Origin of the sequence: Klebsiella sp. 54, assembly GCF_018223875.1 — a bacterium.
Lineage (GTDB): Bacteria > Pseudomonadota > Gammaproteobacteria > Enterobacterales > Enterobacteriaceae > Klebsiella > Klebsiella quasipneumoniae.
Map to the genome: position 1 here is coordinate 54,832 of NZ_JAGRRA010000005.1, position 22,256 is coordinate 77,087.

At 58.5% G+C, this 22,256-nt stretch carries 20 protein-coding genes; 5 read left to right on the forward strand and 15 right to left on the reverse strand.

Going from position 1 to position 22,256, the window contains the following annotated elements:
• Nucleotides 1-7 precede the first annotated feature (7 nt).
• From KHQ24_RS13600 to pmbA, 6 genes are all read right to left on the reverse strand, one after another.
• Nucleotides 8-784 (reverse strand): DUF4311 domain-containing protein, encoded by a 777-nt coding sequence (locus tag KHQ24_RS13600; protein WP_002886897.1) that lies wholly within the window; start codon nt 782-784, stop codon nt 8-10.
• 21 nt (nt 785-805) lie between these two features.
• Complete coding sequence (locus KHQ24_RS13605) at nt 806-1,105, reverse strand: DUF4312 family protein (protein ID WP_004206503.1); 300 nt, start codon at nt 1,103-1,105, stop codon at nt 806-808.
• Nucleotides 1,106-1,107: 2 nt separating this feature from the next.
• Nucleotides 1,108-1,470: an SFCGS family glycine-rich protein gene (locus KHQ24_RS13610; RefSeq protein WP_004206501.1), complete on the reverse strand. Its 363-nt coding sequence runs from the start codon at nt 1,468-1,470 to the stop codon at nt 1,108-1,110.
• A gap of 10 nt (nt 1,471-1,480) precedes the next feature.
• Entirely contained in the window at nt 1,481-1,819 is a 339-nt protein-coding gene (locus KHQ24_RS13615) for a PRD domain-containing protein (protein ID WP_004206500.1), read from the reverse strand.
• Between the two features lie 289 nt (nt 1,820-2,108).
• Entirely contained in the window at nt 2,109-2,495 is a 387-nt protein-coding gene (gene cybC, locus KHQ24_RS13620; RefSeq protein WP_002886893.1) for a cytochrome b562, read from the reverse strand.
• Nucleotides 2,496-2,531: 36 nt separating this feature from the next.
• Complete coding sequence (gene pmbA / locus KHQ24_RS13625) at nt 2,532-3,884, reverse strand: metalloprotease PmbA (RefSeq protein ID WP_043519315.1); 1,353 nt, start codon at nt 3,882-3,884, stop codon at nt 2,532-2,534.
• A gap of 95 nt (nt 3,885-3,979) precedes the next feature.
• On the opposite strand from pmbA, the gene yjgA reads away from it, so the two are divergent.
• Nucleotides 3,980-4,531 (forward strand): ribosome biogenesis factor YjgA, encoded by a 552-nt coding sequence (yjgA, locus tag KHQ24_RS13630; protein ID WP_004206498.1) that lies wholly within the window; start codon nt 3,980-3,982, stop codon nt 4,529-4,531.
• A 428-nt stretch (nt 4,532-4,959) separates the two neighbouring features.
• Nucleotides 4,960-6,168: an aldose 1-epimerase family protein gene (locus KHQ24_RS13635; RefSeq protein ID WP_017900577.1), complete on the forward strand. Its 1,209-nt coding sequence runs from the start codon at nt 4,960-4,962 to the stop codon at nt 6,166-6,168.
• Between the two features lie 43 nt (nt 6,169-6,211).
• On the opposite strand, the gene KHQ24_RS13640 is transcribed toward KHQ24_RS13635, so the two are convergent.
• Nucleotides 6,212-6,739: a GNAT family N-acetyltransferase gene (locus tag KHQ24_RS13640; RefSeq protein ID WP_017900578.1), complete on the reverse strand. Its 528-nt coding sequence runs from the start codon at nt 6,737-6,739 to the stop codon at nt 6,212-6,214.
• A gap of 68 nt (nt 6,740-6,807) precedes the next feature.
• Nucleotides 6,808-8,181: a UDP-N-acetylmuramate:L-alanyl-gamma-D-glutamyl-meso-diaminopimelate ligase gene (gene mpl, locus KHQ24_RS13645; RefSeq protein WP_004206494.1), complete on the reverse strand. Its 1,374-nt coding sequence runs from the start codon at nt 8,179-8,181 to the stop codon at nt 6,808-6,810.
• Nucleotides 8,182-8,356: 175 nt separating this feature from the next.
• Here mpl and fbp point away from each other — a divergent pair, with 175 nt between their 5' ends.
• Nucleotides 8,357-9,355 carry a class 1 fructose-bisphosphatase gene (fbp, locus tag KHQ24_RS13650; protein ID WP_004206493.1) on the forward strand — a complete coding sequence of 333 codons (999 nt, stop codon included), beginning with the start codon at nt 8,357-8,359 and terminating at the stop codon, nt 9,353-9,355.
• A gap of 44 nt (nt 9,356-9,399) precedes the next feature.
• On the opposite strand, the gene yjfF is transcribed toward fbp, so the two are convergent.
• From yjfF to ytfQ, 4 genes are all read right to left on the reverse strand, one after another.
• Nucleotides 9,400-10,398: a galactofuranose ABC transporter, permease protein YjfF gene (gene yjfF / locus KHQ24_RS13655; protein WP_002886825.1), complete on the reverse strand. Its 999-nt coding sequence runs from the start codon at nt 10,396-10,398 to the stop codon at nt 9,400-9,402.
• Nucleotides 10,385-11,410 carry a galactofuranose ABC transporter, ATP-binding protein YtfT gene (ytfT, locus tag KHQ24_RS13660; RefSeq protein ID WP_004206491.1) on the reverse strand — a complete coding sequence of 342 codons (1,026 nt, stop codon included), beginning with the start codon at nt 11,408-11,410 and terminating at the stop codon, nt 10,385-10,387. Before ytfT ends, yjfF begins: the two co-directional genes overlap by 14 nt.
• Nucleotides 11,411-11,420: 10 nt before the next feature.
• Nucleotides 11,421-12,923 (reverse strand): galactofuranose ABC transporter, ATP-binding protein YtfR, encoded by a 1,503-nt coding sequence (ytfR, locus tag KHQ24_RS13665; RefSeq protein WP_008807146.1) that lies wholly within the window; start codon nt 12,921-12,923, stop codon nt 11,421-11,423.
• Nucleotides 12,924-13,046: 123 nt separating this feature from the next.
• On the reverse strand, nt 13,047-14,003 hold the full coding sequence (gene ytfQ, locus KHQ24_RS13670) for a galactofuranose ABC transporter, galactofuranose-binding protein YtfQ (RefSeq protein ID WP_002886769.1): 957 nt from the start codon (nt 14,001-14,003) through the stop codon (nt 13,047-13,049).
• 403 nt (nt 14,004-14,406) lie between these two features.
• Here ytfQ and ppa point away from each other — a divergent pair, with 403 nt between their 5' ends.
• Both ppa and KHQ24_RS13680 read left to right on the forward strand, forming a co-directional pair.
• Entirely contained in the window at nt 14,407-14,937 is a 531-nt protein-coding gene (ppa, locus tag KHQ24_RS13675; RefSeq protein ID WP_002886766.1) for an inorganic diphosphatase, read from the forward strand.
• A gap of 74 nt (nt 14,938-15,011) precedes the next feature.
• Complete coding sequence (locus tag KHQ24_RS13680) at nt 15,012-16,199, forward strand: hypothetical protein (protein WP_186602555.1); 1,188 nt, start codon at nt 15,012-15,014, stop codon at nt 16,197-16,199.
• A 145-nt stretch (nt 16,200-16,344) separates the two neighbouring features.
• On the opposite strand, the gene KHQ24_RS13685 is transcribed toward KHQ24_RS13680, so the two are convergent.
• From KHQ24_RS13685 to tamA, 3 genes are read right to left on the reverse strand one after another with little or no spacing between them, the layout of a single operon-like run.
• Nucleotides 16,345-16,689: a gamma-glutamylcyclotransferase family protein gene (locus KHQ24_RS13685; protein ID WP_002886724.1), complete on the reverse strand. Its 345-nt coding sequence runs from the start codon at nt 16,687-16,689 to the stop codon at nt 16,345-16,347.
• Nucleotides 16,690-16,691: 2 nt separating this feature from the next.
• On the reverse strand, nt 16,692-20,468 hold the full coding sequence (tamB, locus tag KHQ24_RS13690) for an autotransporter assembly complex protein TamB (protein ID WP_211777320.1): 3,777 nt from the start codon (nt 20,466-20,468) through the stop codon (nt 16,692-16,694).
• Complete coding sequence (gene tamA, locus KHQ24_RS13695) at nt 20,465-22,198, reverse strand: autotransporter assembly complex protein TamA (RefSeq protein ID WP_211777321.1); 1,734 nt, start codon at nt 22,196-22,198, stop codon at nt 20,465-20,467. The genes tamB and tamA overlap by 4 nt, the downstream gene beginning before the upstream one ends.
• Between the last annotated feature and the right edge of the window lie 58 nt (nt 22,199-22,256).

A 22,256-nucleotide genomic window follows, 5' to 3' on the forward strand; every position in this document is an offset into this window, starting at 1 on the left:
GCTCCCGTTATTTGCCGCTGAGTGAGTTGTGGATCATGTCCAGCCAGTTCGGCACGGTCAGATGGAAGGATTCGATCATCTTCATGTCGAAGCCGCGGAAGAAGCCGCTGAGGACGAACAGGGCGACAATGGCCACCATCATCACTTTGGTGACCCGGTTCCAGCCGCTCTCTTCAACGCCTTTGCCGATCAGAATACCCAGCACCAGCCCCGGTACGGCGTTGCCCATAATCAGCTGCGCCGCGCCGCCGAAGATGGTCGCCCAGAAGCCTGATTTTTTACCGGCGTCGATCGCCGCCAGCCAGAAGATCACCGGCATCACGGTGTTCACCAGCAGGTTTGCCGCCGGTACCAGTACCTTAACCGCGGTCACCTGCAGCGCTTCCGGTACGGACGAGGCGGTAAGGTTGAGGAAGGCGACGACAATCATGCCGATGATGCCGCAGGAGATGGCCATTTTTTTCGGATCGTGCAGCGTTTCGCCGACGTTACGATTTTTCAGCATCAGCGCCGCCGCGCCCCAGTTGGGGATAATGCGGTGGTCAACATCCTGGGTGAAGGAGCCTGCTGCAACGGAAGAGGCCCAGGCGTTAAAGAAGAAACCGAGGCCAAAGGAGAAGTGGGAAGCCGGATCGCCCTCACAGGAGTTCAGCTCGCCCAGGGTTCGAAACGCCCCCATCCCCTGGGTGGTAGGGGCATGAAACATGCGTGCCGCTCCGGCGCCCACGCCGACGCCGACCAGGCCGCCGATGATAAGCGATTTTATTAAAATTATCAGGAACATAGTCAGACCCTTTGCTAACAATCAGGTTTGCGTGACGAAATCCACTTTATCGAGATCGATGGCGGTCACGTTGACGGTGACGTCCAGCTCCACGCTGTAGGTCCGTCGTTCACGGCGCAAAAAGAAAAACAGGAAGGCCTCTTTTCGTACCGCTTCGCGCGCATGAACAACCGTCACGTCCTGTGGCTCAATACGCAGCAGAATGTGCGATGAGGTTTTCATCACCGCAGCCTGCACATGGTTCAGGGCATCGGCGAAGGCCCGTGATTTGCTTTCGCCTTTGCCGGCAACCCTCACCGTGGTGGTGAATTGCTCTTTCATACTTATGCGCCGTATTTCTTTTTCCAGGCTTCTACCAGGCGCTCGCCCAGCTCTTCTTTATCCATAAAGCCGAAGCCCAGCACGTTGCAGCCTTCGTTGATGGCGGTGACGCCCTCTTCAACAGAACGCATGCCGTATTTCGCTTTGTAGCCGTATTTGGTCTGGGCGGTGATGGCGCCGGCGCCGCCGCTGCCGCAGAAGGAGATGCCGAAGGTGGCGTTTTCCGCTTTCATCATGTCGCCAAGCTTCATGTCGGCAGCAACGCCAGGGACGACCACTGCGCGTGCGCCGGCTTTCTCTGCGCCTGCGGCGACCTTTTGGCCTTTACCCAGACGGTCGCCAATAACTACGGTGATTTGTTCCATGTTTTGCTCCTTACAGGTTTTCTTTTGCGACTTCGAAGTGGACGGAGAGCAGCCAGGCCTCTTCATCAGGCAGGTTGCCGAACTGCGCGACCACTTCGCGGGCCAACGTCATTGAATCTGGTGAAATCTCTTCGAACAGGCTGGCATCCACTTCCGGCAGCGGTTCGCCGCTGATTGACCGGTGGGCCATCGCCCGCACGTGGGAAGTCAGCATTTGCTCCTGAACGTCGTTAGGGACGATGCCGTGACGGCTTAACAGGGCAAAAACCTGCTGCAGCATCTTGTCAGCCAGGCGTTCGGTCTGCGCTGCCTGCTCCCCTACGTCGTGTATTACCGCTCCGTTATTCACTTCTGATACCCCGCTGATGTCTCTGGGAATCAAAGTAGCGCCGGGGGATGGGAGTTTGTAGCGAGTTGTTTTCCACTTCGAAGTGGAAAGGGAGACGGCAGGCGTGATCGACACCACATATTCACTGGAAAAATGAAAAAACAGCAATTATGGCGTGAGACGTATCACAACAATGCGCGCGAATGAGCCGCCCGCGGCTGCGGAAAGGCCGGAAAAAGAAAAGGGAAAAATGTGATACAGGTAGGTTTTCAGGCGGGAGACATCGGCTGATGCCTCCCGAAAAGAACAGTTAGCGGTACTTCTTATGGTAGGTGTTGCGGGTGGTTTTAAACTCCTCCGCGGCGGCCTGCGCCTCTTTCACCTTGCCTTCATTCGCCAGCTTCAGCGCGCCGTCGATCTGGCCGATCAGAATATCCAGACCGTGACGGTAATCTTTCATCTCAGCGCTGTCGGCCGCTTTGCCTTCCAGCTTCGGCGGGGTCTCTTTCTGGGCATCAACCGCGGCGGTACGCATCTTATTCAGCGCCGCTTTCAGCTCGCCGGCGTCAGAGGTTTTCTGTACCACTTGCAGGTTTTCTGCCAGAGTGTCCATGTCTTCGCCCAGGTCGGCGAAGGCCGACGCTGAACCGAGCGCAAAAGCAGAGACAGCCAGCATCGCTAACAGTTTTTTACGCATTGCTCACTTCCTTTTTATTATTTAAGCAAACAGGTGTTATTGTCCGGCGATTTTCATCTCCGGCAGCAGCACAGAACCACACTGAATGTTGCTGCGCGTTTCAATATCATCGCCAATGGTCACGATATTACGCCACATTTCTTTCAGATTTCCTGCAATAGTGATCTCACTGACAGGATATTGAATTTCGCCATTTTCTACCCAGAAGCCGGATGCGCCGCGTGAGTAGTCTCCGGTGACGCCACTGACACCCTGCCCCATCAGTTCGGTAACCACAAGACCGGTGCCCATCTCTTTAAGCATCTTTGCAAAACTCAGGCCGCGGCCGTTAATGCGCCAGTTATGGATGCCGCCGGCGTGGCCGGTGCTTTTCATCCCCAGCTTGCGGGCGGAGTAGTTGGTCAGCAGCCACTGGGTCAGCACGCCGTCTTTGACGATATCGCGACGCTCGGTGCGCACGCCTTCGCTGTCGAAAGGCGTGGAGGCCAGCCCTTTCAGCAGGTGCGGATGCTCTTCAATGGTCAGCCACTCCGGCAAAATTTGTTTGCCCAGCGAATCGAGCAGGAAGGTGGATTTGCGGTATACCGAACCACCGGCAATCGCTCCGACCAGGTGGCCAAACAGCCCGGTCGCCACTTCGTTGGCGAAAATCACCGGCGCCTTCATGGTCGACAGCTTACGCGGCGCCAGGCGCGACAGGGTGCGGCGGGCGCACTCTTCCCCGACCCATTCCGGGGATTGCAGATCCTCGATTGCCCGGCCAATGGTGTAGGCGTAGTCGCGTTCCATATCGCCGTCATCTTCCGCAATGACGCAGCTGGAGAGCGAATGGCGAGTCGAGCAGTAGCTTTGCAGCATGCCATGGCTGTTGCCGAACACTTTGATGCCATAGTGGCTGTTAAAGCTGCCGCCTTCGGTGTTGGCGATGCGTTTATCGGCCTTCAGCGCCGCTTGCTCCGCGCGGGCGGCCAGTTCAATGGCGTCGTCCGGGGAGACCTCCGCCGGGTGGAACAGGTCCAGATCCGGGGCGTCAAAGGCCAGCAGCTCTTTATCGGCCACGCCGGCAAACGGGTCCGGGGAGGTATAGCGCGCGATATCCAGCGCCGCCTGCACGGTACGGGCGATGGCGTCCGGGCTGAGATCGGTGGAAGAGGCGCTGCCCTTGCGGTTCTGGTGGTAAACCGTGATGCCTAACGCCCCATCGCTATTGAATTCTACATTCTCCACTTCGCCATAGCGGGTGCTGACGCCGATGCCTGTCGTTTTGCTGACGGAGACTTCTGCGCCATCGGATTTACCTGCCGCCAGTTCCAGCGCCGTGGTCACGGCCTCTTCCAGCGTCTTACGTTGCTGGGCAACTTGAGAGATCACTTTCATTGCTAATGCCATAATGTAAGAAGGAGTTAACTGAAGTCTAACAGAGAACCGTTTTTCAGTGCGCGCCTTAACTGGTAACATTAGCCTCTTTTTTTAAGGAGCCTGAGATGACAAAGCAGCCCGAAGACTGGCTCGACGACGTTCCCGGTGATGATATCGAGGATGAAGACGATGAAATTATCTGGGTCAGTAAGAGTGAAATTAAGCGCGACGCGGAAGAACTGAAGCGTCTTGGCGCTGAACTCGTTGACCTGGGGAAAAACGCGCTGGATAAAATTCCGCTGGATACTGACCTGCGCGACGCCATCGAACTCGCCCAGCGAATCAAAAAAGAGGGTCGCCGCCGCCAGCTGCAGCTTATCGGTAAGATGCTGCGCAATCGCGATGTCGATCCGATTCGTCAGGCGCTGGATAAGCTAAAAAACCGCCACAACCAGCAGGTTGCGCTGTTCCACAAGCTGGAGCAGATTCGTGACCGCCTGATTGACGACGGGGATGACGCCGTAGCTGAAGTGCTGAACCTGTGGCCAGATGCTGACCGTCAGCAGCTGCGTTCCCTGATCCGCAATGCGAAGAAAGAGAAAGAAGGCAACAAACCGCCGAAATCCGCGCGCCTGATCTTCCAGTATCTGCGCGAACTGGCGGAAAACGAAGGCTAATCCCCGCCGCTTTTGCCGCACAAGTCACCCGGATGGCGGCGCGCTGCGCCTTATCCGGGCTACTCCGCTGTTTCCGGCGTTGTGCCGGATGGCGGCTACGCCTTATCCGGCCTACCTTCCCCAGCTACAACGCCAACATCGCGGCAGCAGGGGGTTCCCGCTGCATCTCCTGAGTCCCCCTAATCCGCACAACGATACTTTTGTTAATTGCCTCACCACAGCTGAATCGTTAAAGCTAAAAGCAATGCAGATCACATCTTGTGGTGATAATTAATCAAGTCTTAGCACAATAATACGACACTTATCGCATTTAACATCTTCAAAACGGCCACTTTCTCACCAGGTGAGGCGCTTCACATTTTAATCACCCCCATGCCGGTAGATTTCACACGTCAATGACACAATCGATTCAGCAAAAGGGAATAAAAATGAAAAAGACATTGGTTCTGACGGCTATCGCTCTGCTGGTTTCTGGCTCCGCCGCGGCAAAAACATGGGTGCTGACGAGTGCTGAAGAGGGCATGGATAAAGGAAACTGGCAGATCAGCAGCGATCAGCTGAAGGTGAAAGACCATACGTTCAGCATTGAGCAGAAAGTCCTGCACGGCGGCAAGCAGGAAGGCAGCAAAATCCTCACCATTCGCAGTAAAGACGGCCTGACTATCACCCTCAGCCCGACGCGGGGCATGAACTTGCTGCGAGTGGAAGGCTTCGGCAGCCGGATGGGCTGGGATTCGCCGGTCAAAGAGGTTGTTAACCCGGCGTTTATCAACCTGGAGAGCCGCAACGGACTCGGCTGGCTGGAAGGGTTCAACGAGATGATGGTCCGCTGCGGCTATGAGTGGACCGGCCATCCGGTCACCGCGGACGGGCAAATTTATACCCTGCACGGCAAAGCCGGCAACACGCCGGCCTCCCTGGTGGAGGTTGAGGTGGCCGACAGCGCGCCGTATGAAATTCGCGTCCGCGGGCTGGTGAAAGAGAGCACCTTCAAAAAAGCCGATCTGCAGACCATGACCGAGCTGCGCTATATCCCGGGCAGCAACAGCTTCAGCCTGCACGATGTCTTAACCAATCACGCCGACTATCCGCATGATTACCAGATCATCTACCACAGCAACTTCGGCACCCCGATCCTCGAAGAAGGCGCGCGTTTCCTCGCCCCGATGTCCAGCATCAGCCCGTTCAATGATTACGCCAAGAGCGGATTAAAAACCTGGCAAACCTATCAGGGGCCGACCAAAGACTTTGACGAGATGGTGTTTAATATTCAGCCGCTGGCCGATGAAAATCACCAGACGCTGGCCGCCGTGGTCAACAAAGCGGGCGATAAAGGAGCCTCCATTCAGTTCGACACCCGCCAGCTGCCGGTCCTGACGCTGTGGAAAAACACCGACACCGTCAAACAGGGTTACGTCACCGGTATCGAGCCGGGGACCAGCTACGCCTATCCGGTGACCATTGAACGCGAGCAAAAACGCGTGAAGCAGCTACAGCCGGGCGCCAGCGCGCAGTTTGATCTGACCTACACCCTGCTGCACGACAGCGCCCAGGTGGCCGCCGTCGAGCAGAAGATCGCGCAGATTCAGGGCGACAATAAAGTGGTGGAGAACGAAACGCCGATCGCCAAAGAGTAAAAATACCCCCAGCCGAACGCCCGGAGCGGTACGCCGCGCCGGGCTACTCCCGCCCCATCACCTCGTGCCCGAGATCCCGGGCAAACTGCTGGTACTGTCGCTCATCGATCGGCTGCGGATAGCTCAGCACCAGCAGCTCATGATCCGCGATGCCCTGATGATAGGTGGGATGACGATGCGCCCAGGGGTTAGCGTGAAATCCCATCGACTGATAAAAGCGCAGTCGTTTATGGGCGATCTCGCTGGTGAGCGGATCGATTTCCAGAATAGTCAGCGGGGCGCGCGTCAGGATCTGCGCCAGCAGCTGTTTACCATAGCCACGGGAGCGCAGCGTATCGTCGATCGCCAGATGTTCGACATAACCGTAGCCGGCAAACAGCCAGCAGCCGCTGAGGCCGATAAATACGTTCTCATCGAACCACGCCTCCAGCGCGTAGTGCGGGTGGCTCAGCGCCTGAAGTTTGGCCTCGCTTTCGCGCTGCTCGTGCCACGGAAAGGCGCGTGCGTAGAGCGCGTCCAGCATGGCGAAATGGGGCGAGTCGGTAGTTAGTACGCTTTCGCAGGTCAGCATCACACCCTCCCTGTTGGTAAAAACAAAACTGCCCTCACGCGGAGGGCAGTGACCGGAGGCGCTCGGGCTTACTCTGCCGCGGCCGCTTTTTGCGCCAGCTTATCCAGCAGCTTTTGATGAATGCCGCCGAAGCCGCCGTTGCTCATCACCAGGATATGGTCGCCAGGATGGGCGGTTTTGACCACCATCTCCGCCAGGGTATCGACGTCGGCGCTCCAGTGGGCCGGCTGGACGCAGGCTTCCGCCACTTCCGCCACCTGCCACGGGATATGCTGCGGCTGCAGGAGGAACACTTCATCGGCGCGGCCAAGGGACGGCGCCAGATCGTCCTTGCAGACGCCCATTTTCATGGTATTAGAGCGCGGCTCCAGCACGGCGAGAATGCGCGCGGTGCCGCCCACTTTGCCGCGCAGCGCCTGCAGCGTGGCGAGGATCGCCGTCGGATGATGAGCGAAATCGTCATACACGGTGACGCCGTTGGCTTCGCCGCGCAGCTCCAGGCGACGGCGGGCGTTGATAAAGCTGCCCAGCGCGTTCGCGGCATCCGCCGGCAGTACCCCGACGTGACGCGCCGCGGCAATGGCCATCAGGCCGTTATGCATATTATGTTCGCCGACCAGCGCCCACTTCACCTCGCCGACCTTTTCGCCGTCAAACAGCACTTCCCACTGCGAGGCGTCGGCGTTCAGCTTCTTCGCCTGCCAGTGGCCCTGCTCGCCCACCAGCTCCTGCTCGCTCCAGCAGCCCATCGCCATCACCTGCTTCAGGTTGATGTCGTTCTCCGGCAGGATAATTTTGCCTTTGCCCGGCACGATGCGCACCAGATGGTGGAACTGCTTCTGAATCGCCTTCAGGTCGTCAAAGATATCCGCGTGGTCGAACTCAAGGTTGTTAAGGATCAGCGTCCGCGGGCAGTAGTGAACAAATTTGGAGCGCTTGTCGAAGAAGGCGCAGTCGTATTCATCCGCTTCAATGACGAAGAACGGGCTGTCGCCCAGGCGCGCAGAGACGTCGAAATTGCCCGGAACGCCGCCAATAACGAAGCCCGGCTGGTAACCGCAGGCTTCAAGGATCCAGGTCGCCATGCCGGCGGTGGTGGTTTTGCCGTGGGTCCCGGCGACGGCCAGCACCCAGCGATCGCGCAGCACGAAGTCGTGCAGCCACTGCGGGCCGGACATATAGGGAATATTGTTTTCCAGCACCGCTTCAACGCACGGGTTGCCGCGAGTCATGGCGTTACCGATGATCACCAGGTCCGGCCGGGGCTCCAGCTGGCTGGGGTCATAGCCCTGAATTAAATCAATCCCCTGGTTTTCCAGCAGGGTGCTCATCGGCGGATAGACGTTAGCATCCGACCCCGTTACCTCATGACCGAGGGAGCGCGCCAGCATGGCCAGGCCCCCCATAAACGTGCCACAGATTCCTAAAATATGAATGCGCATTCGTCATTTCCTTCTCTTATCCGGGGCACATTTTACCCATATCCCGGGCCCTGGCGAAATGCATTTCAGGCGAATCTGTATTTTGCTGGCGCGATTCACCAGTGCGCACTTTTTTGATTCTTTGTTAAGATTGTTGCGTTCGTTTTACTCAACATAAAAATGCAGGGAACGAGTTATGAAAACGTTAGGTGAGTTTATTGTTGAAAAGCAGCACGAGTTCTCCCACGCCACCGGTGAGCTGACTGCTTTGTTGTCAGCAATAAAGCTGGGCGCCAAGATCATCCACCGCGATATCAACAAGGCCGGTCTGGTCGATATCCTGGGTGCCAGCGGTGCTGAAAACGTTCAGGGCGAGGTTCAGCAAAAACTCGATCTGTTCGCTAATGAAAAATTAAAAGCCGCACTGCGAGCACGCGATATTGTTGCCGGGATCGCCTCTGAAGAAGAAGATGAGATTGTCGTCTTCGAAGGGTGTGAACACGCCAAATACGTGGTGCTGATGGACCCTCTGGATGGCTCCTCTAACATCGACGTTAACGTCTCTGTCGGTACGATCTTCTCTATCTATCGCCGTGTGACGCCTGTTGGCACGCCGGTGACAGAAGAAGATTTCCTGCAGCCGGGAAACAAGCAGGTGGCAGCGGGCTATGTGGTCTATGGCTCTTCGACAATGCTGGTGTATACCACCGGCTGCGGCGTCCACGCCTTCACCTATGACCCGTCCCTCGGCGTCTTCTGTCTGTGCCAGGAGCGCATGCGCTTCCCGGAGAAGGGCAATACCTACTCCATTAACGAAGGCAACTACATCAAATTCCCGCAGGGCGTGAAGAAGTACATTAAGTACTGCCAGGAAGAGGACAAAGCGACTCAGCGTCCTTATACCTCACGCTATATCGGCTCTCTGGTGGCGGACTTCCACCGCAACCTGCTGAAAGGCGGCATCTACCTCTATCCAAGCACCGCCAGCCACCCGGACGGTAAGCTGCGCCTGCTGTATGAATGCAACCCGATGGCCTTCCTTGCCGAACAGGCGGGCGGTAAGGCCAGCGATGGCAAAGAGCGTATTCTGGATATTGTTCCGGAAAGCCTGCACCAGCGCCGCTCCTTCTTCGTCGGCAACAACCACATGGTGGAAGACGTCGAGAACTTTATTAAGTCGTTCCCGGACGCCTAAACGCCCTGCCCGCTCCTCCCGCGCCTGCGGGAGGAGCCTCTCGCTTAGCGACTCCCCGCCCCGCTCACCCGCGTCACCGCCGCATTCTGCCGGTTTTCCCACAGCACGGTCAGCCCACGCTGCAGCGCGATAAAGATAAACAGCAAAATGCCGATGGCGATTTTCGTCCACCATGAGCTGAGGGTGCCGTCGAAGTTGATGTAGGTCTGAATCAGCCCCTGGATCGCCACCCCGAACAGGGTTCCCAGCACGGTGCCAACGCCGCCGCTGAGCAGCGTGCCGCCGATCACCACCGAGGCAATGGCGTCCAGCTCCACGCCGACGCCCGCCAGCGCATAGCCCGCCTGGGTATAAATGGAAAAGACGATCCCGGCCAGCGTCGCCAGCCCGGTGGAGAGCATATAGATACGGATTGTGGCGCTGCGGGTGGAAATCCCCATCAGATTCGCCGACGTCGCGTTGCCGCCGATGGCATACACCTGGTTGCCGAAGCGGGTGCGGTGGGCGACAAAAATACCGGCCACCACCACCAGCAGCATCAGCAGCCCCATGGCGCTGAGGCGTCCGCCGCCGGGAATGGTCCATGCCAGCCCGGACAGGGTGTCATACACCGGGTGGTTAATCGGAATCGACTCCTCTGACACCAGATAGCTCACGCCGCGCAGGAAGAACATGCCGGCGAGGGTGATGATAAAGGCCGGGATCTTCAGGGCGTCAATCAGCAGCCCCATAAACGCGCCGAAGGCGCAGCCCATCACCAGCACCAGCGGAAACGCCACCAGCGGTGATATTCCCCAAAAGCCAATCGCTTTGGCGAGAAAGACGCCGGTAAAGGCGATCACCGACCCGACAGACAGATCGATCCCGCCGGAGAGGATCACGAAGGTCATGCCCACGGCGATGATCCCGAGGAAGGCGTTATCCGTCAGGATATTGCAGATCACCCGCGTCGAGGCAAAGCCGGGGAATTGCGTCAGGCAGTAGAGATAGCCCAGCACAAACACCGCGAGGGTGATCATCAACGGTAAATTACGTTTTATCATGGCCGCGTACCCCTTTCAGTAAACCGATAAAGCGCGGCGACTGGACAATCAGTACGCACAGCACCACCACCGCTTTCACCACCTGGTTGAGCTCCGGCGGGAAGCCGGAGAGCAAAATCCCGGTGTTCATGCCCTGGATAATCAGCGCCCCCACCACCGACAGCAGCAGGTTGAATCGCCCGCCCATCAGCGAAGCGCCGCCGATGACCACCGCCAGAATGGCGTCCAGCTCCAGCCATAGCCCGGCGTTATTGGCATCCGCGCCGCGAATGTCCGCCGCCACGATGATCCCGGCGATCGCCGCGCAGACGCCGCTCAGGACATAGGCCAGCATCACCACGATGCGGGTATTAACGCCGGCGTTTTTCGCCGCGCGGATATTGATCCCCACCGCTTCGATAAACATGCCCAGCGCCGTTTTACGGGTAAACAGCCAGAACAGCAGCAGCGTAGCAGCGGCGACGATCACTGGCGTCGGAAACAGCAGAAACGATCCGCTGCCAAGCCACGCCAGCGCAGGGGAATCAAAGGTGACGATCTGCCCGGCAGTGATCAACTGCGCTACCCCGCGTCCGGCCACCATCAGGATCAACGTCGCCACAAAGGGCTGGATCTTAAGGACCGCCACGAGGATGCCGTTCCACAGCCCGGCCAGCGCGCCCGCCGCCAGCGAGGCCAGCAGCACCACCGCCAGGCTGTGTCCGGCGACGGTCATCGAGGCGGCCGTCGCGCCGGCAATCGCCATCACCGCCCCCACCGACAGGTCGATTCCGCCGGTGGCGATCACCAGCGTCATGCCGATGGCCAGCAGCGCCACCGGAGCGGCGCGGTTGAGAATATCGATTGGGCTGCCAAACAAGCGGCCATCCTGGAGCACCACCTGATAAAAATGGGGCGCCACCAGGCTGTCGACCAGCAGAACCAGCAGCAGAGCAATGATCTGCGGGGTGCCCTTCGGCCAGGTGAAGCGTCGCTTCTCCGGGCCGGTTTGCGAAAGAGATCGAGGCATCATGAGTTACTCCTTATGCCGCAATAGCGTTCATGATCGCCGGTACAGAGAGCTCGGCGAGCGGGATCTCGGCCACCTGCCGGCGATCGCGCATGATAATGACCCGATCGGCGTAACCCACCAGCTCCTCCAGTTCAGAGGAGATGACCAGCAGCGCCAGACCATCGGCGCAGAGGGTTTCAATCAGGCGAATAATTTCCGCGTGGGCGCCGACGTCAATGCCGCGGGTCGGTTCATCGAGGATCAGGAACTGCGGTTTGGTCAGCAGCCAGCGGGAAAGTAATACCTTCTGCTGGTTGCCGCCGGAGAGAAACTCGATCGGCTGCTCCGCGCTGGGGGTACGGATCCCCAGCTGGCGAATAAAGCGCTCGGCGATCTCGTTCTGTTCACGCCGGGGTATCGGCCGCAGCCAGCCGCGCTGCGCCTGCAGGGCAAGGACGATATTTTCCCGCACCGAAGCGGCGGCGATAATGCCGTCGGTTTTGCGATCCTCCGGACAGAAGCCGATCCCGAGGCAGGAGGCCTGATGCGGAGAGCGCAGGGTTTGCGGTTTGCCTTTGATCCATGCCTTCCCGCTGTCCGCCGTTTTAATGCCGAAGATCACTTCGGCGGTTTCAGTGCGTCCGGAACCCAACAGGCCGGCGAGGCCGACAATTTCGCCCGGACGGACCTGCAGGTCGAACGGGGCGATGGTGCCTTTCTTGCCGTAGCCTTCGAACGCCGCCACCGGCTTATCGCTCAGCAGGGTTCGGCCCGCCCGCTGCAGGGCGTTGTGGTCCAGTTCGCGGCCCAGCATCATTTTCACCAGCTCAATCTGCGGCAGCTCGCGGGTTTCGCGGCAGCCGACGAAGCTGCCGTTGCGCAGCACGGTAATGCGGTCGCTGACCGCATAGACCTGGTCGAGAAAATGGGTGACGAAGATCAGGCTGACGCCGTTATCCCTGAGCTGGCGCATCAGGGTAAACAGCATCTCCACCTCCTGAGTATCGAGGCTGGCGGTGGGCTCGTCGAGGATCAATACCTTGGCCGACAGGTCGATAGCCCGACAGATAGCGACGATCTGCTGCATCGCTACTGAAAAGCGGTTCAGCGGCTCGCGCACATCGAGGGAAAAGCCATAGGAGGCCATCAGCGCCGTCGCCCTGGCCTCCATCTCTTTACGCCGCAGCAGGCCAAACCGCCGCGGCTCACGGCCGATAAACAGGTTGTCCGCCACCGACATATTCGGCAGCAGGTTCACTTCCTGATAAACGGTGCCGATCCCCAGCTGCTGGGCATGGGCGGTATTTTTCGGGGAAATGGCCTGGCCTTCCAGCCAGATGGTGCCGCGATCGGCATGGTAAACGCCGGTAAGCGCTTTGATCAGCGTCGATTTTCCGGCGCCGTTTTCGCCCAACAGGGCCATGATTTCGCCGCGCCGCAGGCTAAAGTTGACGTTATCCAGCGCCTTAACGCCGGGGAAGAATTTACTGAGTCCTTCGGTGCGAAGGATCTCCTGGTGTGCCTCGGCGCTCATAATCGATATCACCTTCAAATGATGTCAGGTTGCCCCGGTTCGCGCTCTGCTTGCCGGGGTTACTGGAACGCTGCCTGTTACCCTCTCCGCTTGCGGAGAGGGCCGGGATGAGGGGCTAGCCACTCAGTAGCCCATATTTTTCTTCTTCTCTAACTCTTCTTTAGCCGTATCCGGCAGATACAGCGTCGATTTAGTAATGGTCAGCTTCTCCGGCAGGGTGCCGTCTTTTTTGTATTTCTCCAGCGCATCAAACGCCGGGCCGGCCATATTCGGCGTCAGCTCGACGCTGGCGTTGGCTTCGCCGGCGATCATCGCTTTATAGATATCCGGCACGCCGTCGATGGAGCCGGTCAGAATATCTTTGCCCGGCTTCAGACCGGCTTCTTTAATGGCCTGGATGGCGCCGATGGCCATATCGTCGTTATGAGCGAATACCATGCAGATGTTTTTGCCGTTATTCTCCGCCTTGATAAAGCTCTCCATGACCTCTTTCCCTTTGCTGCGGGTGAAGTCGCCGGACTGAGAGCGGATAATTTTGATATTCGACGCTTTGGCGATAGCGTCGGCGAAGCCTTTCTTACGGTCGATGGCCACGCTGGCCCCGACGGTGCCCTGCAGTTCAACGACGTTACACGGCTTACCGTCGACGGTTTTCACCAGCCAGTCGCCAATCAGCTGGCCTTCCAGCACGTTGTTGGCGGTCACGGTGGTCATGTAGAGATCTTTATCTTTCACATCAATGGAACGGTCGAGGAGGAAGACCGGTATCTTGGCCTCTTTCGCCTCTTTCAGCACCGGCTCCCAGCCGGTGGCCACCACCGGCGCAATGAAGATCGCGTCAACCCCCTGGGCGATAAAGGAGCGCACCGCTTTGATCTGGTTTTCCTGTTTTTGCTGACCATCAGCGATCTTCAGCGTAATACCGCGCTTGGCGGCTTCCTCTTTCGCGACGCTGGTTTCCGCCGCACGCCAGCCGGATTCAGAACCGACCTGCGAAAAACCTACGGTTAGCGGGGCAGCTATCGCCATAGACGACATAGCTGCGGAAACTGCTGTGACAAGAAGTAAGCGCTTCCACATAAGGGTATCCTCGTAGGGTTATTGTTGGTTAAAGTCTCACCTGCGGACAAACTATAGACAATCGGTGATGTAACTGAATGCGTTACATCACACTTCAAAAAAGTAAATGAGATGTTAATGACAGCCCCATTGCCCAGCGGAGAGCGGATAAGGCTTCGCGGGGAGCGCGGCAGCGGCGGTTTGTGACGTTTTTTTAAGCAGTTTGATAAATCAATCACATGCAATGAAAACGGTTACATAAATTTATTCATGATGTGGCTATGTTTATGGATTTTCATGTCATTATGGCGTGCAAAATTCAGAGCACTCCGCGGCGAGATCGGGAAAAAGAAGCGAAGACATTCGATGTGAGTTGGCTATAATACCGAGCACTTGTTTGCCATACATTTTAAAGGAAACAGACATGAGCTTACTCAACGTACCTGCGGGCAAAGATCTGCCGGAAGACATCTACGTCGTGATCGAGATCCCGGCGAACGCAGATCCTATCAAATACGAAGTCGACAAAGAGAGCGGTGCACTGTTCGTTGACCGTTTCATGTCCACAGCGATGTTCTATCCGTGCAACTACGGCTACATCAACCACACCCTGTCCCTGGACGGCGACCCGGTTGACGTGCTGGTCCCGACTCCGTACCCGCTGCAGCCGGGCTCCGTGATCCGCTGCCGTCCGGTTGGCGTTCTGAAGATGACCGACGAATCCGGTGAAGATGCGAAACTGGTTGCCGTACCGCACACCAAGCTGAGCAAAGAATACGATCACATCAATGATGTGAACGACCTGCCGGAACTGCTGAAAGCCCAGATCACTCACTTCTTTGAGCACTACAAAGATCTGGAAAAAGGCAAATGGGTTAAAGTCGACGGTTGGGACAACGCGGAAGCGGCGAAAGCCGAAATCGTTGCCTCTTTCGAGCGCGCTAAGCAGAAGTAATTCTGTCTCAGGCAGGGTCATCCCCTGCCTGATTGCGGCACGGATTGCCGCGATAACACCATGGAGGGTGTCCCGTGAAAAGCGTTCGCTATTTCACTCTTAACTTTTCTGGCTTCACGACCGCCGCCTCTGAAAAACAGGGGTATCTGCGCCTTATCGCCGGCGAGCATGTCTTTTATACCGATAAACGCTATTTTAACGACCCCGCACTTTTTGACCGTCTGAAGATCAATCAGCCCCTGCATCTTGGCGCCCGCCGCCTGGACAACGGCAGTTACTGGATCCACTGGCTCAGCGATGGCGAAACGCTCCTTGAGCCCAGTCAATACGTAAAGCGCTGGGCCCGGCCACTGCTGTTTATCAGCCTGCTGACGCTCATCATCACCCTTATCCCGCTCATGGTGAGCGCCTCAGAATGGGGAAAGTTCGGCTGCGGCATTATCGCGATACTGGCCTTCATCGCGCTGTTAACCGGGCTCTACGAGCTTCTGTTCCACCCGGCGCTAAAACGGCACCCCGCCATGCGCGATCTGCTGGCGAAGATGGCGCTGGCCCGCCGACGCGACGTCTCCTTTTGCCAGTCGCTACCCGCCACGACGCAAGCCCTCCGCCAGTCGGCAATGCCTTTTACGCAAGCCCTGCCGGAACGCTATGCCGCTCAGGCAGACATCATCATCGACGCCCACTTTAAGAAGTGGTATGCAGGCAATCCAACCCGCGAATATCACGGCCTCGGGATACAATGCGGTTCCCTGCCGCTGGCCTTCTGGTGGCAGGCAGGCTGCGCTAATTTCGCGCTGCATCCGGTGTTTTACCGTTGTCAGCCGCCGTTTCTTGCCACCGGCGATCGCATCCTCGCCGTATACGAGCGCGACAGCCGGGCGATCCATGCGCTATACAATGCCAGCGACGGCGCGGCTTATATAAAAAACCATCCGCTCTATCCTGGACGCCGACAGCTGTCGCTGCTCTATTACCTGTTTTACGGCCTCGCGCTGGTGATGTATCTGTTATTTCTCGGAGTAGAACTCGTCAGCGCCCTTCAGTCAGGCCGGCGCGTCTGGTGGCAGGTTCAGGATTCGCTGGACATGCTGTCCTTATTGTTACTCTGTTTTGGTGGGGTACTGGCGGTGCTGGAGCTGATAGGCCCAACGGCCTGGTTATTGTCACGCCGGGTGGCTGACTGGCTGAAGCTGCGATCGGCGATGCGGCGTTACCTGCGGGGGGCTGCCCCTCCTACCACGCTCGAGGAGGTCATGTAATGTTTAGCACCCCAACACGACGATTATTATTCCTCGCGCTGACGACGCTGGCTTCCACAGCGTGGCTGGCGAAGGATTATCTTCCGCTCTGGTAAGAGGCGGGCGCAGAAAAAAACAACGCCACCCGAAGGTGGCGCTGTCATGGTTAATACTGGTCGCGATCCAACCAGTTGCCGTTCGCTATCAACGTACAACCCTCAACGGAACGTTGATAGACATACATCCATGCGCTGCCGTAAGGCGTCTGAATCAGGTGGCGCGCATACTCGCCCCCCTTGGTGCGCAGCGCATCCAGTTCGGCCAGCGTCGATGCATCAATACGATAAACTTCACCATGTACTGTGCCTTCGCCGGGCACCGCGCCTGGATAGTGGCCCAGGCTGTACAGCTGATAATCGTCGACACTATGAGCGCCCAGCCACTGGGCGTTGGTCATCCAGTGGCTGTTGCCTTGTTTGCGTCGTAAACTGCCGTAAACAAATATTCGCATTGCTAAAACTCAAACTGATAGAGCAAATCGAGCGCCTGGTCGATGCCAGACACCGCTTCCACATATAGCTTAGGCATCAGGCGATAACGTAAAGTCAGCGTCGCCAGGGAATCGAAGATACCGACCCCGTATTTTACCTGCAGACCCGGCAGTACATAGCCGCTGACCACCACCTGGGAAGAGTCGCCTACCCCTTCGGTGTCCAACGCCAAATTGCTTACGCCAAACGTCTCGCCGATTTTACCCACAACCTGACCACTTTGTGCAACCCCCATACCAATAAGCATTGAGGTCATCGCGGCGCTATCGCTCTGTCCGCTGCTCAAACCCTGGCCGCGCAGCAGATAAGACAGCGCTTCCTGCTGGGACATAACCGGGTCAGAGAAGATCTCCGCTTTCGGCTGATCGGCGGAGCCGGTGACGCGAACGCCGGCGATCACGTCGTCTTCGGTGGCATCCGGGTTACGAATTGCTTCGATATTCAGCAATGGCTGATCCGGCGGACCGGAGAACAGCAGTTCCCCTTTGCGCACAATCAAATCCTGGCCATAGGCGTGGAAGCGGCCGTCCGGAATATTGATCTGCCCGTTGAGTCCCAGCCCCTGCTTGTCCTGCGCCACTTTCAGATCGCCGGTCAGACGCGCTTTCAGACCGAAGGCTTCCAGACGAACGTTGTTGCCGACGTGGATCGTCAGGTTGCTGTTGATCGGGATCCCGGCGCTCTGCTGATTAATCGGCTTGAGGTTTTTGTCGAGCATCACTTCATCAGAAGACACGCCAACCGCGCTCTCCGGCACCTCGTTGACCACGATCCGCGCCCAGGGCACATCCACCTTGCCATCGAGGTTGAACAGGCTTGGCGTGGCGGTAAACACCACGTCCGGCGATACATCGAGACGGACCATCGGCGGCACCGTGATCCGCACCCGGCTGCCTTTCGCCGCAATTTGCGCCCGCCAGTTATCGATCTGCGTCCAGTCGGCGTTGCCGCTGAGGGCGATTTGCCCCTGACGGGTGTTCACCGTCCCCTGCAGGGTCGAGCGCGTGCCGTTGAAGTTCATCGCCAGCTGGCTCGGCTGCATATCAAACGGCATAAAGTTGCCGTCGATATCCACCCCGCTTAACTGCATCTGGCCGAACAGCTGCGGACTCTTCACGTTGCCGCCCAGGCGCAGACGGGCGTTGAGCCTTCCCTCCGCCTTTTCACCGCGGGCGAAAATCGGGTTGATCATCGCCAGCGAGAAGTTGCTGATATTGACGTTGCCGCCGAGGTTACGCCGCCCCTGCGGGTCGGTGACCTGCACCTGCCCATCCAGCTGGCCATTGTTGGTCAGGCGGATAAGCCAGCCCAGCTCCGCGCGATTGTTATGCAGGTCGGCGCTGAGGTTCAGCGTATCGAATGCCACCGGCAGCGGGGCGTCATTGACCACCTGGGTCACTTTGACGTTGCGCCCGCTGAGGGTCACTTTACCCTGCGGCAGCCCCTCTTTGGTGGTGTCCCAGCTGACATCGGCATTACCGGTAAAGACGCCGCTGGCCTGGGTCGCCTCCGGCATAAACGGCTTGAGCATCGCCAGGTCGAAGCGGTTGAGATTCACCCGCGCCCTCCCGCTGGCGCCTGCGTCAATGGTCTCAGGCACGCAGAGCTCGGCGTTCGGGTTGGTCCAGCAGTGTGGCCCGATGCTGATTTTCTGCTCCTGGTTGCGGTAGTCCAGCGCGATACTGCGCGTTAGCGCCACCGGACCCACCGGCGTCTGGAAGCGGGTATCGCTTAGCGCGCCTCTCCAGCGCTCGGCCTGACGATCGAAGCTGCCCGCCAGCGCCAGCTGGCCGGAAACCGGATCGCCTTGCACCCGCAGCCGCAGCTCATGCTGCTTCTCAGTGCCTTTGGCATTGAGCTGCACCAGGCTGATATTCACCCCCGGCTGGCTGATGCGATCCACCCGTACGTCCAGGTTGCCGCCAATCTGATCGGTGGATTTCACATCCCCTTTGACGTTGACCTGGGCGATGGTCAGCTCCTGCCAGCGCAGCGCCCGGGCGGTGATGTCCGCCAGCAGCTGCGGCGCATCGACAGTGCCGCGCACTTTCACCAGCCCCTTCGCCGTCCCGCCGAGCCCCGGCAGCGCATTATCCAGGTGCGGCGCATCGATGGTGGCGTCGAGATTCAGATCCTTCACCCCCAGCTCGCCTTTGATATCGGCGCTGTTCGGGCCTAACGCCAGATGCAGCCCCGGGATTTTCCACTGCAGATAGCTGTTGCCCTGCAGCGAGCCCGAAACATCCACCTTGTTCTGTTTCACGTTGCCGGTAATTTTCAGCTCCGGCACCGACATCTGCCAGCTGCCGCCGTACAGGCTGCCCTGGGTCTTGATCCTGCCATTGAGCTTCGATGGCCAGTCCGGCACCTCTTTGGCGGTGTTGATGCCGTCGAGGGTCAGCTCGCCGCGCCAGCTGATCGCCTGCTGCCAGTCGAGGAGCGCTTTCAGCTCGGTTTTCCCTTCCAGGGCATTGACCGTCAGCTTGTCGAGATTGATCTGCCGCTCATTGCCTTTGGCGTTGAGGGCGATTTTCGCCGGCGGCAGCGACTGGCCTTTCACCGCGGTGGAGAAGGCCAGCGCGTAGTCGGTCATTTTGCCGCTGAACTTCAGCTGGACGTCGTCGGCCTGGAACTGCTTCTCGCCGCTGAACGGCCAGGCGAGCTGCTTACTTTTCAGCTCCATATTGAGCGGCAGCCCGGCCTCCGCCAGCTGCGCGTCCGCCCGCAGCGTGGCCGCGACCGGCCCGCTTAAGTCCACTCCGACCTTAAGCGTTTTACGTATCTCGCCGCCCACCTTCAGCTGCACCTTCTCCCCTTTCATCGGTTCGACGTTCAGCGTTCCGGCGAGGGTGATGTCTACCGGCCAGTTATCCTGTAGCTGGGCGCTGCCCGAAGCGCTGACCTTGCCCTGATCGGAGTCGATGTCGAGGGCGTCGAGCTTCATCTGCCCGTCGATACTGCTGACTTTCAGCAGCAGGTTGTACACGGTGATATCGGTATCGCCGGTGAGGCGCAGCTGCTCGCCGCGGAACGCCTGAATGTTGAGGTTCAGCGGCAGGTGCACATCGGTCATTGCCGGCAGTACCGGCTGCGAGAAGAGGTCGGTCATCGTCTCGCCGAGCGGTTTCTCCTGCGGTCGCGGGTTGTCGATTTTCGGTTCGACCACCTGCTCCTGCGCCACTTTCGCCACCTTCGGCAGAGCGATCAGCAGCCCCTGCAGCGAGGTCGGCGTCAGGGTCAGGTTTTTCTCCTGCCAGTTCAGGCCGGTGGAAAAATCGCGCACGGAGACCGCGGTATTGTCGATTTTGACGTTGACGTTATGCAGCGCGACGCGGCTGAGGGCGATCGGATAAGGGGTGGAGAGATTCAGCGGCCCGCTGTCCTCTTCCTCGACCGGCGCAGAGGGCGGCATCTTCTTCGTATCGACGGCGACGTAAATATCGCGCAGCGAGATGTCGTTTACGCACAGACTGCTGTCCCACAGACAGCGCAGCCTGACGCTGAGATGAAACTGGCCGGCGGTCACCGCCACGCCGGGCTGCTCATAGCGGACATTATCGAGGGTTAAATCACGCCAGCCGCCGGTCACTTTGCCGATTTCCAGCCCCGGCACCCAGCGATCCGCCGCTTTGAACACCAGATGCAAGCCGGTGGTGGTGCCCACCAGGAACCCGACGGTGCCCAGCAGGAGAACCAACACGATTAATACGCCGAGGCTTATCTTCTTCCATAAACTCATAATTCAGGCCCCAGACCGATGTAAAACTGTAAACCATGCTCTTCTTTGTCGCCGATTGGCCGGGCGATATCCAGCTTGATCGGCCCCACCGGCGACTGCCAGCGCACGCCTACCCCGGCGCCGGTTTTGAAATCACTCTCGCGAATATCGCTGACCGCTTCGCCGCTATCGACAAACACGGCGCCCCACCACTTGCCACTGACGTTGTACTGATATTCCAGCGAGCCGGTGGCCAGCTTCGAGGCCCCGATCAGCTTGCCGTCATCGTCCTTCGGCGAGATGGATTTGTATTTATAGCCGCGAATACTGCGATCGCCCCCGGCGAAAAAACGCAGGTCCGGCGGCACCTTGTCAAAGTTGTCCGCTTCGATCCAGCCCAGGTTGCCACGCACCACAAAGCGGTGGCGGTCATAGAGGGTACGGATCCAGACGTCCTGAGCCTGCATCACGATAAAGTTGATGTCCGAGCCCCACATGGTGTTGGAGTAGTCCACCGAGTAGCGCTGCGAATCGCCCCAGGTAGGCATCAGGCCGCCGCGGGAGCGAGTGCGGTTCACCGAGACCCCCGGGTAAATCAGCATGGTGGTGTTGGTGACGTTCGCCTGGGTAAAGTGGTCCAGGCTCCAGCGCAGGTTAATCGCCCGCTGCCAGCCGCTCGACATCTCCCAGAAACGCGAGACCCCCAGGGTGGTGGAGTCGGCCTGGGTGTCATTGAGATCGGTACGCTTAAAGCCGCCCTGCATCAGATAGTACTGCTCGAGCGGGCTCTTGAGCAGCGGGACTTTATAGGTGAAGTCAAACTGCTGCTCCGGGGCGGAGAGGCTGACGCTGGAGGTCAGGCTGTGGCCATAGGAGTTCATCCACGGTTTTTTCCACGTGGCTTTCACCCGCGGACCGACGTCTGTGGAGTACCCTACCCCGGTTTCCACGGTGTTCTCTTTGCGTGGCGAGACAACGCCCTGCAGAGGCAGCACCTTGGTTTTTCGTGACTTAGCAAAATCAGGCGCCACCACCACCGAACTGAACCACCCGGTCGCCGCCAGGCGGCGGTTTAGCTCGGCCAGGTCCTGCGAGGTGTAGTAGTCGCCCTCTTTAAACGGCACGAGGTTTTGCAGGTATTCATCGCGAATTTGCGATCCGGAGAAGGTGACGCGGCCAAAGCGATAGCGTTCTCCGCTGTCGTAATCGATATCCCAGAACGCCTGATGACGGTCGAGGGAGACCCCAAGCTGGCTTTTATTGAACTCGCTGTCAAAGTAGCCTTTGCGCAGGGCGACACGGGTCAATGAGCTCTTGAAACCGTCGTAATCGCCGTGGTTGAGCACCGTCCCGATGGCCGGGCGGGTTTTCAACAGCGCCAGATAGTCGCTGTCGGTGCGGGCGCCGCCGCGCAGAATCACCTCGGTTCCGCCAATGCGTACCGGCTCACCCGGGGTCACTTTGGCGATCAGCACCTGACGGCCCCTTTTCGGCGGCGGACGCAGATCAAATTCAATCGTCGGCTCGTAATATCCCAGCGCTTTCAGACCTTCGCGAATGGCGTCATCGACGCGCGCGCGAAAGCGACGATCCGGCGTGACCTCATCACTCTGGATGGTGGAAAGCTGGGCGCGAACGTTTTTCTCCAGCTCTCCGGATAATCCCTCAACCTGCAAACGCACATTCGCTGCGCTGGCGACCCCGCTGACCAGCAAAAGGCTGGTGACACATAACTGGCGGATTTTTAGCACATTTTCTCCTGAATATCCCTGTTTCCCCCTACAGGAAACACTGGCGCCGCTCCACGGC

Excerpts from the sequence above, each read along its gene's own strand:
- mpl (WP_004206494.1), bottom strand. The coding sequence starts at position 8,181 with ATGCGCATTCATATTTTAGGAATCTGTGGCACGTTTATGGGGGGCCTG.
- pmbA (WP_043519315.1), bottom strand. The coding sequence starts at position 3,884 with ATGGCATTAGCAATGAAAGTGATCTCTCAAGTTGCCCAGCAACGTAAG.
- KHQ24_RS13600 (WP_002886897.1), bottom strand. The coding sequence starts at position 784 with ATGTTCCTGATAATTTTAATAAAATCGCTTATCATCGGCGGCCTGGTC.
- ytfT (WP_004206491.1), bottom strand. The coding sequence starts at position 11,410 with ATGATGCCTCGATCTCTTTCGCAAACCGGCCCGGAGAAGCGACGCTTC.
- KHQ24_RS13635 (WP_017900577.1), top strand. The coding sequence starts at position 4,960 with ATGAAAAAGACATTGGTTCTGACGGCTATCGCTCTGCTGGTTTCTGGC.
- ytfQ (WP_002886769.1), bottom strand. The coding sequence starts at position 14,003 with ATGTGGAAGCGCTTACTTCTTGTCACAGCAGTTTCCGCAGCTATGTCG.
- ppa (WP_002886766.1), top strand. The coding sequence starts at position 14,407 with ATGAGCTTACTCAACGTACCTGCGGGCAAAGATCTGCCGGAAGACATC.
- KHQ24_RS13685 (WP_002886724.1), bottom strand. The coding sequence starts at position 16,689 with ATGCGAATATTTGTTTACGGCAGTTTACGACGCAAACAAGGCAACAGC.
- ytfR (WP_008807146.1), bottom strand. The coding sequence starts at position 12,923 with ATGAGCGCCGAGGCACACCAGGAGATCCTTCGCACCGAAGGACTCAGT.
- cybC (WP_002886893.1), bottom strand. The coding sequence starts at position 2,495 with ATGCGTAAAAAACTGTTAGCGATGCTGGCTGTCTCTGCTTTTGCGCTC.
- KHQ24_RS13605 (WP_004206503.1), bottom strand. The coding sequence starts at position 1,105 with ATGAAAGAGCAATTCACCACCACGGTGAGGGTTGCCGGCAAAGGCGAA.
- yjfF (WP_002886825.1), bottom strand. The coding sequence starts at position 10,398 with ATGATAAAACGTAATTTACCGTTGATGATCACCCTCGCGGTGTTTGTG.
- fbp (WP_004206493.1), top strand. The coding sequence starts at position 8,357 with ATGAAAACGTTAGGTGAGTTTATTGTTGAAAAGCAGCACGAGTTCTCC.
- KHQ24_RS13640 (WP_017900578.1), bottom strand. The coding sequence starts at position 6,739 with ATGCTGACCTGCGAAAGCGTACTAACTACCGACTCGCCCCATTTCGCC.
- yjgA (WP_004206498.1), top strand. The coding sequence starts at position 3,980 with ATGACAAAGCAGCCCGAAGACTGGCTCGACGACGTTCCCGGTGATGAT.
- tamB (WP_211777320.1), bottom strand. The coding sequence starts at position 20,468 with ATGAGTTTATGGAAGAAGATAAGCCTCGGCGTATTAATCGTGTTGGTT.
- KHQ24_RS13610 (WP_004206501.1), bottom strand. The coding sequence starts at position 1,470 with ATGGAACAAATCACCGTAGTTATTGGCGACCGTCTGGGTAAAGGCCAA.